14 protein-coding genes are annotated in these 14,503 nt (G+C 71.6%); 5 read left to right on the top strand and 9 right to left on the bottom strand.

Translation table 11 applies throughout. The features are described 5' to 3' along the window. Window positions 1–51 precede the first annotated feature (51 nt). Complete coding sequence (locus tag ACFWBF_RS28645; protein ID WP_385606967.1) at window positions 52–786, bottom strand: MerR family transcriptional regulator; 735 nt, start codon at window positions 784–786, stop codon at window positions 52–54. A gap of 85 nt (window positions 787–871) precedes the next feature. Here ACFWBF_RS28645 and ACFWBF_RS28650 point away from each other — a divergent pair, with 85 nt between their 5' ends. Further along, entirely contained in the window at window positions 872–2,716 is a 1,845-nt protein-coding gene (locus tag ACFWBF_RS28650; RefSeq protein WP_385606969.1) for an AMP-dependent synthetase/ligase, read from the top strand. A 174-nt stretch (window positions 2,717–2,890) separates the two neighbouring features. Here the strand turns inward: ACFWBF_RS28650 and ACFWBF_RS28655 are convergent, their stop codons facing one another. The 5 genes from ACFWBF_RS28655 to ACFWBF_RS28675 all read right to left on the bottom strand — a co-directional run bounded on the left by ACFWBF_RS28655 (window position 2,891) and on the right by ACFWBF_RS28675 (window position 4,595). After that, complete coding sequence (locus tag ACFWBF_RS28655) at window positions 2,891–3,097, bottom strand: hypothetical protein (protein ID WP_385606970.1); 207 nt, start codon at window positions 3,095–3,097, stop codon at window positions 2,891–2,893. A gap of 30 nt (window positions 3,098–3,127) precedes the next feature. After that, window positions 3,128–3,703 carry a glycine-rich domain-containing protein gene (locus tag ACFWBF_RS28660; RefSeq protein ID WP_385606972.1) on the bottom strand — a complete coding sequence of 192 codons (576 nt, stop codon included), beginning with the start codon at window positions 3,701–3,703 and terminating at the stop codon, window positions 3,128–3,130. A gap of 211 nt (window positions 3,704–3,914) precedes the next feature. After that, a complete protein-coding gene (locus ACFWBF_RS28665) occupies window positions 3,915–4,127 on the bottom strand; it encodes a hypothetical protein (protein ID WP_385606973.1) in 213 nt (70 codons plus the stop codon). Next, window positions 4,120–4,290, bottom strand: a complete 171-nt coding sequence (locus ACFWBF_RS28670; RefSeq protein ID WP_385606974.1) for a hypothetical protein — start codon at window positions 4,288–4,290, stop codon at window positions 4,120–4,122. The genes ACFWBF_RS28665 and ACFWBF_RS28670 overlap by 8 nt, the downstream gene beginning before the upstream one ends. Further along, window positions 4,287–4,595, bottom strand: coding sequence for a hypothetical protein (locus ACFWBF_RS28675; protein WP_385606975.1), 309 nt, complete (start codon window positions 4,593–4,595; stop codon window positions 4,287–4,289). Before ACFWBF_RS28675 ends, ACFWBF_RS28670 begins: the two co-directional genes overlap by 4 nt. A gap of 192 nt (window positions 4,596–4,787) precedes the next feature. On the opposite strand from ACFWBF_RS28675, the gene ACFWBF_RS28680 reads away from it, so the two are divergent. Continuing rightward, window positions 4,788–6,008 carry a transcriptional regulator gene (locus ACFWBF_RS28680; RefSeq protein WP_385606977.1) on the top strand — a complete coding sequence of 407 codons (1,221 nt, stop codon included), beginning with the start codon at window positions 4,788–4,790 and terminating at the stop codon, window positions 6,006–6,008. Here ACFWBF_RS28680 and ACFWBF_RS28685 read toward each other — a convergent pair. Both ACFWBF_RS28685 and sph read right to left on the bottom strand, forming a co-directional pair. Beyond that, window positions 5,989–6,654, bottom strand: a complete 666-nt coding sequence (locus tag ACFWBF_RS28685) for an HAD family hydrolase (protein ID WP_385606978.1) — start codon at window positions 6,652–6,654, stop codon at window positions 5,989–5,991. The genes ACFWBF_RS28680 and ACFWBF_RS28685 overlap by 20 nt on opposite strands. 343 nt (window positions 6,655–6,997) lie before the next feature. Next, window positions 6,998–7,996, bottom strand: a complete 999-nt coding sequence (gene sph / locus ACFWBF_RS28690) for a sphingomyelin phosphodiesterase (protein WP_385607028.1) — start codon at window positions 7,994–7,996, stop codon at window positions 6,998–7,000. A 181-nt stretch (window positions 7,997–8,177) separates the two neighbouring features. Here sph and ACFWBF_RS28695 point away from each other — a divergent pair, with 181 nt between their 5' ends. After that, complete coding sequence (locus ACFWBF_RS28695) at window positions 8,178–9,077, top strand: oxygenase MpaB family protein (protein WP_385606980.1); 900 nt, start codon at window positions 8,178–8,180, stop codon at window positions 9,075–9,077. Between the two features lie 37 nt (window positions 9,078–9,114). Here the strand turns inward: ACFWBF_RS28695 and ACFWBF_RS28700 are convergent, their stop codons facing one another. Next, the gene (locus ACFWBF_RS28700) at window positions 9,115–10,623 is read right to left on the bottom strand and encodes a M1 family metallopeptidase (RefSeq protein WP_385606982.1); all 1,509 of its coding nucleotides are present in this window, start codon (window positions 10,621–10,623) and stop codon (window positions 9,115–9,117) included. A gap of 328 nt (window positions 10,624–10,951) precedes the next feature. On the opposite strand from ACFWBF_RS28700, the gene ACFWBF_RS28705 reads away from it, so the two are divergent. Together ACFWBF_RS28705 and ACFWBF_RS28710 are read left to right on the top strand one after the other, a co-directional pair. After that, window positions 10,952–11,815, top strand: coding sequence for a hypothetical protein (locus ACFWBF_RS28705; RefSeq protein ID WP_385606984.1), 864 nt, complete (start codon window positions 10,952–10,954; stop codon window positions 11,813–11,815). 141 nt (window positions 11,816–11,956) lie between these two features. Further along, on the top strand, window positions 11,957–14,443 hold the full coding sequence (locus tag ACFWBF_RS28710; RefSeq protein WP_385606986.1) for a Tex family protein: 2,487 nt from the start codon (window positions 11,957–11,959) through the stop codon (window positions 14,441–14,443). Window positions 14,444–14,503: the final 60 nt, after the last annotated feature.

Genomic DNA, 14,503 nt, shown 5'->3' on the forward strand with positions numbered 1-14,503 from the left:
GTGATCATCACCGCCTGAGGCGAGGTCCGACAGCGAGTTCTAAAACACGGCCTAGGGCCCGTTCTCCCCCGATGCGAACGCCACCCGCAACTCCTCTTTCAGCGATCGCTGAAAGGCCGTCACCAGGGCCTGCACGACCATCGGTTGCATGTGCGCCGACAGCGTCTTCATCGACTCCACCCGCTCCGGATCGCTCTCGCCCTGCGTGAACGGCCCCCACACCTCGTCCCGGAACAGCGCGGTCAGCTCGTGCGCCGCCGTCCGGGCGTGCTCCAGCAGCACCTCGCGCGCGGCCAGGATCGTCTCGTGCGCGATCGGTACGTCGAGCAGCGCGACCCCCAGCCGCAGCAGCCCCACGTCCACGCGGAAGCCGTCGCTCGACGCGGAGAGCACGTTCATCGCGGTCAGCCGCCGCAGATCGGTGTCCGTCAGCGGCCGCCCGGCCCGCTTCTCCAGGTCCTCGCGCGAGGACTCCAGCGCCGCGTCCGGAGCCCAAGTGGCCACCAGCGCCCGGTGGATCGCCAGATCGTGCGCACTCAGATCGTCCGGCAGGGCGTCGAGGTAGCGCTGACAAGCCGACAGGGTCATCCCCTGGTGCTGCAACTCCTCGATCAGCGCCAGCCGGGACAGGTGCTCCGGCCCGTAGTGCCCCACCCGGCGGGGTCCGATCACGGGAGGGGGCAAAAGCCCGCGGGTGCTGTAGAACCGTACGGTGCGGACGGTCACACCCGCCCTGGCCGCCAGCTCATCGACGGTGAGCATCGGCTCGGGTGCCTGGTCGGTCATCGTCTGCGCCTCGCTCTCTGCTCCACAGCTTGGGTTCAACAGTATTGCTGTCGCACCAACGATGTGAAACGGCCAGGAGCTGCCCATGACCACGAACCTGCGACTGCCCGGACGACCCGAAGACCTCACCCTCCCCGCCCTGCTCGCCCGAAACGCCGCCGAGCACGGCGATCTCCCCGCCCTCTCGTGGCGCGAGGGCCCCGGCTGGTCGACCCTGACCTGGGCCGAGGTGCGCCGCAAGGTCGCCGTCCTTGCCTCCGGATACACCGCCCTCGGCATCGGGCGCGGCGAGCACGTCCTGCTGATGATGGGCAACCGCCCCGAGCACTGGCTGACCGACCTGGCCCTCGTCCACCTGGGCGCCGTCCCCGTCACCGTGTACGCAACCTCCGCGCCCGAGCAGATCGCGCACATCGCCCGTCACTCCCGGGCCAGGGTCGCCGTCGTCGAGGGCGCCCGCGAACTGGCCCGGTGGGAGCCGCTGCTGGCCGACGCCGGGGTCCCGCTGGAGCGGCTGGTCGTCGCCGAGGCCGCGGACGCCGGCCCGCACCGCACCTACGGGTCCCTGCACGCGAGCGGCGCCCGGCTGCACAGGCCCGACGCCTTCGAGAAGGCCTGGCAGGAGACCCGCCCCGAGGACCCGCTGACCGTCGTCTACACCTCGGGCACCACCGGCGACCCGAAGGGCGTCCGGCTGACCCACCGCAACATCATGCTCCAGTCCGTCCGCCTCGACCGCGACGTGGAGCTGCCCGAGCACGCCGAGCACATCTGCTACCTGCCCTTCGCGCACATCGCCGAGCGGATCCTCGGCATCTACCTGCCGCTGCTGCGAGCCGCGCACGTGCGGCTGTGCGCCGACCCGGCCGCGGTGTCCGTGGCGGTGCGCGAGCTGCACCCGGTGCAGTTCTTCGGCGTGCCCCGGGTGTGGGAGAAGCTCGCCGCCTCGGTACGGGCGGTCCTCGCGCAGCTCCCGGCGGAGCAGCGGGAGGCCATCGAAGCCGCCAACGACCTGGCGCGCACCCGCGCGGGCCACCTTGAGCGCGGCGAGGAGGTCCCGCAAGGGCTCGAAGCCTCGTACCTCCAGGCCAAGGAGCGCGTGCTGGATCCGTTGCTGGGGCTGGCCGGGCTGGACCGGCTGCAGTGGACGGCCAGCGCCACCGCGCCGATGCCGATCGACGTGGTGCGCTTCTGGGCCGGCTGGGGGATCACGATCATGGATGCCTGGGGGCTCACCGAGACCTCGGGCGTGTGCACGGTCAACCGCCCGGACGGCTTCCGCCTGGGCTCGGTGGGCCGCCCGATCGAGGGGCTGGAGCTGCGGCTCGCCGAGGACGGGGAGATCCTGACCCGCGGCGCCACGGTCTTCGGCGGCTACCTGCTGCCCGACGGGACGGTGGAGAGCGCGGCCGACGCGGAGGGCTGGTTCCCGACCGGGGACGTCGGCCGGCTGGACGAGGACGGGTTCCTCTGGCTGACCGACCGCAAGAAGGAACTGATCATCACCTCGAACGGCAAGAACGTCTCGCCGGCGCTGGTGGAGAACACCGTCAAGGAGCACCCGCTGATCGGCCAGGCGCTGGTCCACGGCGACGGCCGCTCCTACCTGGTCGCCCTGCTCGTCCTGGACCCCGAACTGGCCCCGGCCTGGGCGGCGGCCCGCGGCATCGAGGCCGCCTCGCTCACGGCGCTGGCCGGGCACCCGGCCGTCAGGGAGGAGATCGCCCGCGCGGTCGAGGCGGCCAACGCCCGGCTGAACCGCACCGAGCAGATCAAGAGGTACCGGCTGCTCACCGAGGAGTGGGGTCCGGAGAGCGGGGAACTCACGCCCTCGCTCAAGATCCGCCGCCGGGTGATCCGCGAGAAGTACGGGGCGCTGATCGACGGGCTCTACGACGAGCCCCGAGAGGGCGTCCGCGAAGCCCCGTGACCCGGAGCGACCGCCGGAGCGGGTCGGGTCCGGCGGTCCCTAGCGGCCGTCAGCGGGTAGTGGTCCCCCGGCTAAAAAGGCTGGTCAAGTCAGCCTCTAGTGAGACTCGACCAGCGGCGGACGGTCAGGGAGTAGCCCCGGCCGGAAGGGGGCCCGGCCGGGACTGAGGTGCGGTCAGTGCGCGATGACGAAGCCCCGCTCGGGCTGTGCCCCACGCGCCATCGCGACTCGGGCACGGACATGCGCTGTGACGTCACGGCCCTCGGCGTCGACCACGAGCCACACGCCGTCAGGATTTCCGGGGCTCACCGGAGTGACGACCCCGGGGATTCCGTGCCGCCGCATCGCGCTGTGGAGCTCGAAGGCGTCGTTCGCAGTCATGTCCTCACCCTTTCCTCGCGTGCGCCGAACCTACTCCCCTTCGCCGCCACCGCCGTGGGTGGCGCAGCCGCCGGGGTTGATCGGGCCGCAGCCGCCGGGGACCGGGGTGTGGCTACAGTTCGCCGCCACCGAGACGAGCGGCCGCTCCGGGCCGACCCACAGCTCGGCGTCGGGCGTGTATCCGGCCTGCTCGATCAGCGCCACGGTCCGGGTCAGCACGTCCGGGTCGTGGCGGGACGGATCCGGCCGCTCGGGGAAGTGGTGGACCATCCGCCCCAGACGTGCGGTCAGCGACTCGTACAGGTTCGTATGGAGGATGAGGGCATGCCACCCCTCGTCGACCTCGCGGGTCGGCGCGATGCGGACCGTGGGGAACTTGGCCGCGGCGGCCACGAACTTGAGCGCCTCGACTACGATCCGGGACGCCATGGAGATGTCCATGCCGGGGTTGTTGTCGAGGACGGTGGCCAGGACACCGGAGAACTGGGCGTCACTGAGGAGCGCGCGAGCGTTCATGGGTGCGGTGAGGGTCGGGGTGCTGCCGGTGTACGGGCCGTCGGTGGAGCAGGGCGGCGGCGGGCCAGCGGGCTTGTTGGAGCAGGCCATGTCTTCTCCTGGGTGTGCGGTCGGATGGTGCATGACCCGAACCGGACCCCGTGAAGGGTGTCGCCAGGGTTCGGGGCGGAAGGCCCGGTCGTCTGTGCGCACGCCGAGCGCGCAGACGACCGGGAGCCTTAGGGGTGGATCGTGCCGACGACGATCGCGCCGAGCACGATCAGGACACTCAGGACGTACAGGCCCTGGCGCTGCCACTCGCTCACGACGTTGACTCGATGTTGTCGACATGGGTGGTGATCTCCCGGCCGGACTCGGTCCGGATGTACGCGAGATCGACCCACCGCTCGTAGACGGTGTCGCCCGACACGTTCTCGTGGACGACGGCCATCAGCTCGCCCTGGGCGCCGGACGCGATGTCGCGGACCTGTGTGCGGAGCAGCGGGTGCGGGACGTGCTCGTAGACCTCAGGCATCGGTCGGCTCCTCGCGGGAGCCGGTGAAGTGCTCCCAGCCGACGCGGGCTCGGCCGAGCAGTTCCGCGCTGGGCTCGCCCAAAACCCGGGTGCCCCACGCTGCGGGGTATCCGTCCGGGGTGTCGATGCCGACCACGCCACGGGCGCAATCATGGCTGGTCACGGCGACCCGGCCGACTGCTGCTCCGGGAGGGCATCGACGAGCTGTCGCAAGACGCGGGCGAGCGCGCGGGCGTGGCTCCAGTCGCCGCCGGCCCCCGGACCGGTCCGCACCAGGTCGCACCACTCACGCACGGCGGCCTTGAGCGCGGGGGGCTGCTCGCCCTCCGGCACGGCATGCCGCCGGAAACCGGCCTGGAGGCCGGCGGTGAGGAGGTCTTCGACGAGGCGGGCGGCCTCGGGGGCGTCGGGGCGGTCTCCGTACGGCACGAGGGCCCTCGCAATGAGGTCCTCGGGGGCTTTGGTCACGGCATGCTCCCTACCGTCTTCAGCGGGTGGTGAGAGACACCATGGACCCACTGAAGTCCTGTTGCGAGGACTTTCAAGCGGCCTTTCGGAGTCCTCGCACAGGGCTTTCTGGTCTTGTTCTGGTGAACCATGGAAGTCAAGAGGACGTCCTGAGACAGTGGGTTAGGACACCTATCCATCACGGGAGTTGGAATGACCCGACCCACCGGCAACGCCCGGTTCAGGGCAGCCCGCCAAGCCGCTGGCTACCGGACTCAGCAGGAACTTGTGGACGCTCTCGCGTCCCAAGGGCTCCACATCGGCCTGCGGCAGGCCCGCCGCTACGAAGGCGAGAACCCGCCCCTCCCGAATCCGGACGTACGGCAAGCCCTCGTCACACTCCTCGGCCGCCCCCTCGACGAACTCGGCTTCAACGTGCCGCCCGGCACCGGGCCCCAGGCCACCAAGAGCCTCATCGCCCCCGCGAACCGTGGCCCGCTCCGGAGCCCCAGCGCGCCGCAGCCCGTCACCGCCGGGGCCGACTTCCTCGCCGTCACCCGCGCCCACCGCCGGCTGTACTGGACTGTCGCCCCCGCGATACTGCACCCCGCCGTCGCCGCACACGCCACCCTCGGCGGCCAGCTCCTCGACGCGACCACCGGCCGCGCCCGACAGACCCTCGCCGCCGCCCTCGGGGAGAGCTGGCTCTTGGCGGGCAGGATCGAGTTCTTCGACCTTCGTGAACCCGACCGGGCCGGAGACACCTGGGTGCGCGCGCTCCAGGCCGCCGGAGAGGCCGACGACGCCCTTCTCGGCGCCGCGATCCTCGCTCACATGGCGTTCATCCCCGGGTGGGTTGGGCAGCGCCCCGCCGCGACAGAGCGCATGGTCGCGGCCCGGACCTACGCGCGACGAGGACAGGCGAGCGGCCACTTCGTAGCCTGGCTCGACGCGGTCGAGGCCGAGTGCGCCACACGCTGCGGGGACACGCGTGCGGCCCTCAACCTGATTGCCCACGGGGAGACCGTCGTCGAGGACATCGCTAGCCCTACACCCGAGTGGATGGACTGGTTCAGCCCGATCCGACTGGCAGCCTTCAAGGGCTACACGCAACTGGTCGCCGGGCACCTCCCGCAGGCCCGCGAGACGCTGCTCCACGTGCTCGAAGAACTCCCTGGGGATGCCGACAAACAGCGCACGGTCATCCTCGGCGACCTCGGCGCGGTGGAAGCCGCCGCCGGACGCGCGGCGGACGCGGCCCAATACGCCCTCCGCGCGCTGGAGCTGTTGGAGACGCACTGGTACGCCACCGGGCTGGAGCGGGTCCGCGAGGTGCGGCGCGCGCTCGGCCCGTGGGAGCACGAGCAGTACGTCCGCGACCTCGATGACCGGCTCTACGGCTGGGGCGCGGTGGTCAGCGCTCTCGCGTGTTGAACTCGGCGATCCGGGGGGACAGTTCGGCGAGGCTCTCGATGCGGAAGGTCGGCAGCTCGCGTGCCTCGGCGGTGTCCCATTGGATCGTGGCCCACGGGCCCCGGCGGACGAGCGCGGTGTGCATGCCTGCGGCGGCCCCGGGGCGCAGGTCGTTGTCGACGCGGTCGCCGACGTAGAGAATCTCTGACGGCTCGGCCGGGACAACTCCGGCGACGCGCTCGAAGAACTCGGGGTCCGGCTTCGAGGCGCCCCAGTCGTCCGAGGTGCCGATCAGGTCCACGTCCTTGGTGAACAGCTCGCGCAGCAGCCCCCCGGCGCGCACGGTCTGGTTCCCGGCGATGGCGAGCCAGAGCCCATCGGCGCGGAGTTGCGCGAGCGCGGGCCGGACGTCCGGGTAGAGGTCGTCCTCGCCGAACCATTCCGGCTTCCCTGCGGCAGCACGCGCTTCCCGCTCCGCCGCCAAGTCGAAGCCGGGCTTGAACGGCTCGAAGACCTCGCGGTAGTCGCGGCCCTGGGACACGACCGCGCCGAACATCGCGGCGAACGTGTGGCGGGGTACCCCGAGCCAGTCAGCCCACGTGCCGTACTCCCGGGTTTCATCCACGAGGCACTCACCGACATCGAAGACCACAGCGCGAATCGTCATGCGGCCAGCCTAGTCACGGGCCGGGACGCACGACATCGCCCCTCCCGCCCGAAGGTGAGAGGGGGCGATGTCGTTCAGGAGACCCCATACCACTGGCTGGCCCAGCCGGCATTGATGGTGGTGGTGGTCTGCTGGATGAGGTCGAGCGTGGACGGTTGCGACGTCTGGCCGGTCAGCATGTTCGAGTAGCGCAGCCTCGGCGCGGCCCGACGGTCCTGGCGTCGCTGATCAGGCGCGTGGAGATCTGCGTGCAGAAGCAGGTGCGCGTGGTGCCGGTGTGGGCCCCCGAGGACGCAAGTCCCTCCAAAGGGCCAACGACCGGCTGACTTTCCGGTTCGGTTGGTTACGGGGCCACGTACCCCACGACGGGGTAGTGGTCCGAGAGGTTGGTGTAGGTGTAGGAGGTGCCCCAGCTGGAGACCGTCCAGGGGGCCGACGCCTCCTTGACCACGTTGTTCTCCCAGCCCGCCGGGCGGGCGTTGCCCTTGCGGTAGAGGACGTAGTCGAGGTCCTCGCGGGGGTCCGTCGGGTAGCGGTAGTTCGCGATCGAGTTCAGCGCGGTGTCGAAGGAGTACGGGTGGCCCGTGCGCGTGTCGGAGCCCGCCAGGTCGGCGTTGGCGAGCATCGACGCGTGCTCGGGCGTGCGGGAGTCCACGTTCATGTCGCCCGCCACGATGACCTGCTCGTTCGCCGGGATGTTCTTGCCGTCCAGGAAGGCGTCGATCGCCCTGAACTGGCGGGCGCGCATGTCCGCCGCCTCGCCCGCGCCGCAGCCCGGGTCGGTGGACTGGGCGTGCGTGCCGAGCACGTGCACCTTCGCGCCGTTGACGTTCAGCACGACGTAGGCGAAGCCCTTGTTGGACCACCAGTCGGCGCCGCAGGCGTCCTTGTAGACGACCTGCTCCTTGCGGATGATCGGCCACTTGCTCAGGATCATGACGCCGCCGTCCTCCGGGGTGGTGGAGGAGTACGCGCCGCCCGTGGCGTCCCAGCCGCTCTTGCTCCGGCCCACGACCGGGGTCTGGTACGGGTACTGCGCGGCCGAGTTGGCCTTCAGCGCGTCCGAGGCCGCGTTGTCGAAGGCCTCCTGGAGCACGACCACGTCGTGGCCCTGGTAGAAGGACGCCTTCGGGATCTCCGCGGCCCGGTGGTCCTGGCCCCAGTTCGGGTAGAGGTTCTTGCTCATCAGGAACGTGTTGTACGACAGGACGCTGAGCCGCGGGGCCGCGACGCCCTCCGCGGCCGTGGCGGCGGGCGCGGTGGTGACGGCCAGTGCCCCGGCGGCGATCGCCGCGACGGCCGTTGCGGCGGCCCGGGTGCGATGGTGCGAGGTGTGCAGCATGGAGGTCTCCGTCATTCCTGTGGGGGAAGATCGACGCCGTCATCCAAGCAGCCACGGTTACTTCGGGGTAACACCCGTGACAAGACTTTCTGTCCGGCCCGGGTCAACACGGGGGCGGGGGCTTGTGGGGCGCCCGGTCATACTGGGAAGACGGAGACCAGTGAGACCTGGGGGAGTACGGATGAGCACGACGGACGGGCCGGGAACCGCGGCACGGAAGGCGGCCGGCGGGCGGACCGACCCGCTGCCGCCCCCGCCCGGCGGAGTGCTCTGGAGCACCGCCGGGGACGTCCGGTCCCTCCTGACGCTGCCCGCCGCCTTCACGCTGCAGGTCGCCCACCCCGCGGTCGGCGCCGGGGTCGACCAGTACTCGGTCTTCCGCACCGACCCCTGGGGCCGCGGCGAGCGCTCGCTGCGCTCGGTCCAGCTGTGGGTCTACGGCGGGGAGCACGCCGCCGCCGAGGGGCGCCGGGTGCGCCGGCTGCACAAGGAGATCCAGGGCACCGACACCCGCGGGCGGCGCTACCACTCCCTCGACCCCGCCTGCTACGCGTGGGTGCACGCCACCGGCTTCCCGGTCTCCCTGTACGCCGGGCGCTACCTGTTCCGCCGCATCACCCCCGCCCAGGAGCGGCAGCTGTACCGGGAGTGGCTCCAGGTGGGCCGGATCCTCGGCCTCCACGACCGGGACATGCCGCAGAGCATCGAGGAGTTCTGGCCCTACTACCACCGGATGCTGGCCGAGGAGATCGAGCCCACCAAGGTCGCCCGCGAGCTGGTCGCCACCGATGTGCCGGTGCCGTGCCCCGCGGGCGGTCCGGCGGCCGTGCGGCTGCTGCTCAGGCTCACCTGGCCGCTGCTGCGCGTGCTGTACCTGCGCTTCCGGGCCTTCGTCACCGTCGGCTACATGCCGCCCGAGGCCCGCGCCGCCATCGGCCTGGAGTGGACCCCGGCCCAGGAGCGCAGGCTCCGCCGCTTCAGCACGGCCGCACGGGTCCTCGTACCGCTGCTGCCGGAGCGGCTGCGGTACCTGCCGATCGCGCGGGAGGCCCGGGCGCGCCGACGCGCCGGCGCCCACTGAGGGGTGCCGGCGCGCGGGCGGTGCGTACGAGCCGTGCTCAGTGCTCGTGGATCGTGTTCGTCTCGGCGATCTTCTTCCAGGACTTCGGCTCCGCCTGCGGCTTGGCCGGGGCCGCCTGGAGGGAGCGGGCCGCGGAAGCCTTGGCGGCCGGCGGGGCGAAGGCCGGCTTGCCCGGGGTGTACAGCCAGCTCTCGAACAGCTGGGCGAGCGGCTTGCCCGAAACCTTCTCGGCATACCGGACGAAGGTCCCGACACCGGCGTTGCCGTACGCGTGCTCGGTCGGCCAGCCCTTGAGGATCGCGAAGAACTTCTCGTCGCCGATCTCGTTCCGCAGCGCCTGCAGGGCGATGGCCCCGCGGTCGTAGACCGCCCCGTGGAACTGGTTCTCCGGACCCGGGTCACCGGGCTTGACCTGCCAGAACGGGTCCTCGGTCGGGCGGGAGGCGTAGGTCCAGTCGGCGAGCTCCTGAGCGGTGCCCTCGCCCTCCTTCTCCGACCACAGCCACTGGCTGTAGCGGGCGAACCCCTCGTTGATCCAGATGTCCTTCCAGTTCTCCACGGACACGCTGTCCCCGTACCACTGGTGGGCCAACTCGTGCACGACCACCGAGGCGTTGGCGCCGTTCGCGAACTGGCGGGGGCTGTAGAACGGCCGGGTCTGGGTCTCCAGCGCGAAGCCGCTGGGCACGTTCGGGACGTAGCCGCCCAGCGCGTTGAAGGGGTACGGGCCGAAGACGCCCTCCAGCCACTCCGCGATCTCGCCGGTGCGCTCCACGCTCGCACGCGCCGCGCCGGCGTTGTCGCCGAGGTCCGTGCTGTACGCGTTGAGGATCGGCAGCCCGCTCGCCGTCTTGTCGGTGGTGATGTCGAACTTGCCGATGGCCAGGGTGGCCAGGTACGTGGCCTGCGGCTTGTTCGAGCGCCAGTTGTAGCGGGTCCAGCCGAGCCTGGAGCTCTGCGACTGGAGCACGCCGTTGCTGATCGCCTGGGTGCCGTCCGGGACGTTGACGGAGACGTCGAAGGTGGCCTTGTCGCGCGGGTGGTCGTTGCTCGGGAACCACCAGATCGCCGAGTCGGGCTCCTGCGCCGCGATCCCGCCGTCCGGCGTGCGCTGCCAGGCACTCCAGCCGTCGACCTTGAACTCCGAGGGCTTTCCGGCGTACTTGACGACGATGCTCGCCTGCTTGCCGCGCTGGAGCGCGGCGGCGGGGGTGACCTCGAGCTCCTGGGTGCCGGTCTTGGCGAACTTCGCCTTGGCGCCGTTGACCCGGATCTCGCTCACCGCGAGGCCGAAGTCCAGGTTGAAGCGGGACAGGTCCTGCTGGGCGGTGGCGAGGAGGGTGGCGGTGCCCTCCAGCAGGTCCGTCTTCGGCTGGTACTGCAGGCGCAGGTCGTAGTGGGAGATGTCGTATCCCCCGTTTCCGCTGGCCGGGTAGTAGGGGTCGCCGATACCCGGGGCGCCCGGAGCGGAACTCGCCGCCGACGCCGGGATCGCCAGCAGAAGGGAGGCGGCGAGAACGCTCGGGGCGATGGCTTTGCGGTACACCTGGAGCTCCAAATGGTAGGGGAGACAGAGCGGTTCAAGGTCTCGTCGTTCGACCGTATTCACGCCCGGTGCCCCACGTCATGTCCATGGCCCCTGCTGTCACACGATCGCCATTCGGCCGTCACAGGGAGCGCGTGGCCGGGGCCGAGGAGTGCCCCGGGGGCGGGGAAGACGGCCCCGAGGCGCCGCGTCGGGGCGCCGGGCCCGCCGCGCCCGGACCGGTGAGCCGTGGAAGAAAGGCCGGAAAGAACCGGGCCGGACGGCCTGGGTGCCGGATGCCGGGCACCGGACCTACCCCGCGTACCGAACAGTCGGTATCGTGCGGCGCATGACGATTCCCGAGCGCGCTGCCCGTCGCTGTTGGCACGCCGCGATCAACCCGCTGCACGCCACCATCTACTTCTCGCCCGACCTCGGCAAGGAGTACGCCGGCCTCGGCATCACCGACCGCGTGGCCGTCAACCTCGCCAGCCGCGCCGCCGCCATGGGCGCGGTCGGCGCCGGCGCGGTGACCGCGACGTTCTACAACTACCGCCACGACCTCGTCGCCCGGCACCTGCCGGCCGTGTGGGAGACCGCCACGCCCGAGCAGGCACTCGACGCCCGGCTGCGGGCCGTCGACTCCACCCTGCGCCGGCTGCTCGGTCCGCAGACCATCGAGTCCGCCGAGCTCGCCGAGGCCGCCGACCTCGCGATACGGGCCACCGAGGCCTGCACCCGGCACGCCCGCACCCTCTACGCGGCCCACGCCGACCTCCCCGTACCCGAGGAGCCGCACCTGCGGCTGTGGCACGCCACCACCCTGCTGCGCGAGCACCGCGGCGACGGCCACCTCGCAGCCCTGCTCCTCGCGGACCTCGACCCGGTGGAGGCCCTGGTCAGCCACACGGCCACCGGCCGCGGCATGACCCCGAAGTGGCTCAAGATCATCCGTGGCTGGGAGCAGTCCGACCTGGACGCCGCGGCCGAGCGGCTCGCCGCCCGCGGGATCCTGGACGCGGACGGCGATCTCACCGCGCAGGGCCAGGCCCTGCGCGAGGCCCTGGAGGTGGACACCGACCGCCTGGACGCGGCCCCGTACGAGCACCTCGGCGCGGAGGGTCTGGCCCGGCTCGCCGAACTCGGCGGCGGTTTCGTCATGCAGGCGGTCGGCGCCGGGGCCTTCCCCGGTGACCTCTTCGGCAAGGTCTGAGCGGCACCCGGAGCAGGTCCCCGAGCAGGTTCCCGAGCAGGTCCCCGAACAGGTCCCGAACCGGGGCTCCCCGCGTCCGTCACCGCCACCTGCCACAATTGGCAGCCTTCCAGTGCAAACGAAGGCAGGCGGGACCCGATCGTGACGATGTCCATCGAAGGCAGGATCGCCGAGGAGCTCGGCGTACGGGAGCGGCAGGTCAAGGCCGCCGTCGAGCTGCTCGACGGCGGCTCGACCGTGCCGTTCATCGCGCGCTACCGCAAGGAAGCGACCGAGATGCTCGACGACGCGCAGCTGCGCACCCTCGAGGAGCGGCTGCGGTATCTGCGCGAACTCGCGGACCGGCGGGCGGCGATCCTGGACTCCGTACGGGAGCAGGGCAAGCTCGACGCCGAGCTGGAGGCCCGGATCAACGCGGCCGACACCAAGGCCCGGCTGGAGGACATCTACCTCCCCTTCAAGCCCAAGCGCCGCACCAAGGCGCAGATCGCCCGCGAGGCCGGCCTGGAGCCGCTCGCCGAAGGCCTGCTGGCCGACCCGTCGGTGGAACCGGCCGTCGCGGCGTCCGCGTTCGTGGACGCGGACAAGGGCGTCGCCGACCCGGCGGCCGCACTGGAGGGCGCCCGCGCCATCCTCACCGAGAAGTTCGGCGAGGACGCCGACCTGATCGGCGAACTGCGCGAGCGCATGTGGGGCCGAGGCCGGCTCGCCGCGAAGGTCCGCGAGGGCAAGGAAGAGGCGGGCGCCAAGTTCGCCGACTACTTCGACTTCGCCGAGCCGTTCACCGCACTGCCCTCGCACCGCGTGCTGGCCATGCTGCGCGGCGAGAAGGAGGACGTGCTCGACCTCACCCTGGTGCCGGAGGAGGCGAGCGACACGCCCGGGCCCTCCACGTACGAGGGCATGGTCGCCCGCCGCTTCGGCATCGGTGATCGCGGCCGCCCCGGCGACAAGTGGCTCGCCGACACCGTTCGCTGGGCCTGGCGCACGAAGCTCCAGGTGCACCTCGGCATCGACCTGCGGATGCGGTTGCGCGCCGCCGCCGAGGACGAGGCCGTACGGGTCTTCGCGGCCAACCTGCGCGACCTGCTGCTCGCCGCACCCGCCGGGACCCGCGCGACGCTCGGCCTGGACCCGGGTTTCCGTACGGGTGTGAAGGTCGCGGTCGTGGACGCCACCGGCAAGGTCGTCGCCACGGACGTGATCTACCCGCACGTTCCCGCCAACAGGTGGGACGAGTCCCTCGCCAAGCTGGCCCGTCTCGCCGAGGAGCACGCGGTCGAGCTGGTCGCCATCGGCAACGGCACGGCCTCCCGTGAGACCGACAAGCTCGCCGCAGACCTCATCGCCCGCCACCCCGAGCTGAAGCTGACCAAGGTGATGGTCTCGGAGGCCGGAGCCTCGGTGTACTCGGCCTCGGCCTTCGCTTCGCAGGAACTGCCCGGCATGGACGTGTCGCTGCGCGGCGCCGTCTCCATCGCCCGCAGGCTCCAGGATCCCCTCGCCGAACTGGTCAAGATCGACCCGAAGTCGATCGGAGTGGGCCAGTACCAGCACGACCTGGCCGAGGTGAAGCTCTCGCGCTCGCTCGACGCGGTGGTCGAGGACTGTGTGAACGGCGTCGGCGTGGACGTCAACACCGCCTCCGCGCCGCTGCTCTCGCGGGTCTCGGGGATCAGCGGCGGTCTCGCCGAGAACATCGTGTCGCACCGCGACGCCAACGGCCCCTTCCGCAACCGCAAGGGGCTCAAGGACGTGGCCCGCCTCGGCCCGAAGGCGTACGAGCAGTGCGCGGGCTTCCTGCGGATCCGCGGCGGGGACGACCCGCTGGACTCCTCCAGCGTGCACCCCGAGGCGTACCCCGTGGTGCGGGCCATGGGCAAGACGGCGGGCAGCGAGGTGGCGGCCCTGATCGGCAACGGCGGCGTACTGCGCTCGCTGCGGCCGGAGCAGTTCGTCACCGAGGCCTTCGGCCTGCCGACGGTGACGGACATCCTGCGCGAGCTGGAGAAGCCCGGCCGGGACCCGCGGCCCGCCTTCAAGACGGCGACCTTCAAGGAGGGCGTCGAGAAGATCGGCGACCTGGCCCCCGGGATGATCCTGGAGGGTGTGGTCACCAACGTGGCCGCCTTCGGCGCCTTCATCGACATCGGCGTCCACCAGGACGGGCTGGCGCACGTGTCGGCGCTGTCGAAGACCTTCGTCAAGGACCCGCGGGACGTGGTCAAGCCGGGCGACATCGTCCGCGTGAAGGTCATGGACGTGGACATCCCGCGCAAGCGGATCTCGCTGACCCTGCGGCTGGAGGACGAGGCGGACCGCGAGCGGTCCGCAGGCGAGCCGAAGGCGCGCGAGGAACGCCAGGAGCGCCAGGAGCGGCGCGGCGGCGGTCGCCCGCCCCAGCAGCGCGGCGCCCGCGACGGCGGCCAGAGCCAGGGCCAGGTCCAGGGCCAGGGCCAGGCCCGGCGCGGTCAGGGCCAGGGCGGCCAGCGCCAGGGCCAAGGAGGCCAGCGCCAGGGCGGCAGCGGCGGCAGCGGCGGCAGCGCTCCGGCCCCGGCCAACAGCGCCATGGCCGACGCCCTGCGCCGCGCCGGCCTCACCGGCCCCGAGGAGCGCCGCAAGCGCTAGTGGCAGTTGCGGGATGGCCGAATAGGCACCCCACCTGGGGACATGCCTTGCCAACGCCCG

This window comes from Streptomyces sp. NPDC060028 (assembly GCF_042736725.1).
Classification (GTDB): Bacteria; Actinomycetota; Actinomycetes; order Streptomycetales; family Streptomycetaceae; genus Streptomyces.

Bases quoted from the DNA above. Each gene is read 5' to 3' on its own strand.
- ACFWBF_RS28655 (WP_385606970.1), bottom strand. From the start codon at position 3,097: ATGACTGCGAACGACGCCTTCGAGCTCCACAGCGCGATGCGGCGGCAC.
- ACFWBF_RS28685 (WP_385606978.1), bottom strand. From the start codon at position 6,654: ATGACGATTCGCGCTGTGGTCTTCGATGTCGGTGAGTGCCTCGTGGAT.
- ACFWBF_RS28650 (WP_385606969.1), top strand. From the start codon at position 872: ATGACCACGAACCTGCGACTGCCCGGACGACCCGAAGACCTCACCCTC.
- ACFWBF_RS28705 (WP_385606984.1), top strand. From the start codon at position 10,952: ATGACGATTCCCGAGCGCGCTGCCCGTCGCTGTTGGCACGCCGCGATC.
- ACFWBF_RS28695 (WP_385606980.1), top strand. From the start codon at position 8,178: ATGAGCACGACGGACGGGCCGGGAACCGCGGCACGGAAGGCGGCCGGC.
- ACFWBF_RS28645 (WP_385606967.1), bottom strand. From the start codon at position 786: ATGACCGACCAGGCACCCGAGCCGATGCTCACCGTCGATGAGCTGGCG.
- ACFWBF_RS28665 (WP_385606973.1), bottom strand. From the start codon at position 4,127: ATGCCTGAGGTCTACGAGCACGTCCCGCACCCGCTGCTCCGCACACAG.
- ACFWBF_RS28660 (WP_385606972.1), bottom strand. From the start codon at position 3,703: ATGGCCTGCTCCAACAAGCCCGCTGGCCCGCCGCCGCCCTGCTCCACC.
- ACFWBF_RS28680 (WP_385606977.1), top strand. From the start codon at position 4,788: ATGACCCGACCCACCGGCAACGCCCGGTTCAGGGCAGCCCGCCAAGCC.
- sph (WP_385607028.1), bottom strand. From the start codon at position 7,996: ATGCTGCACACCTCGCACCATCGCACCCGGGCCGCCGCAACGGCCGTC.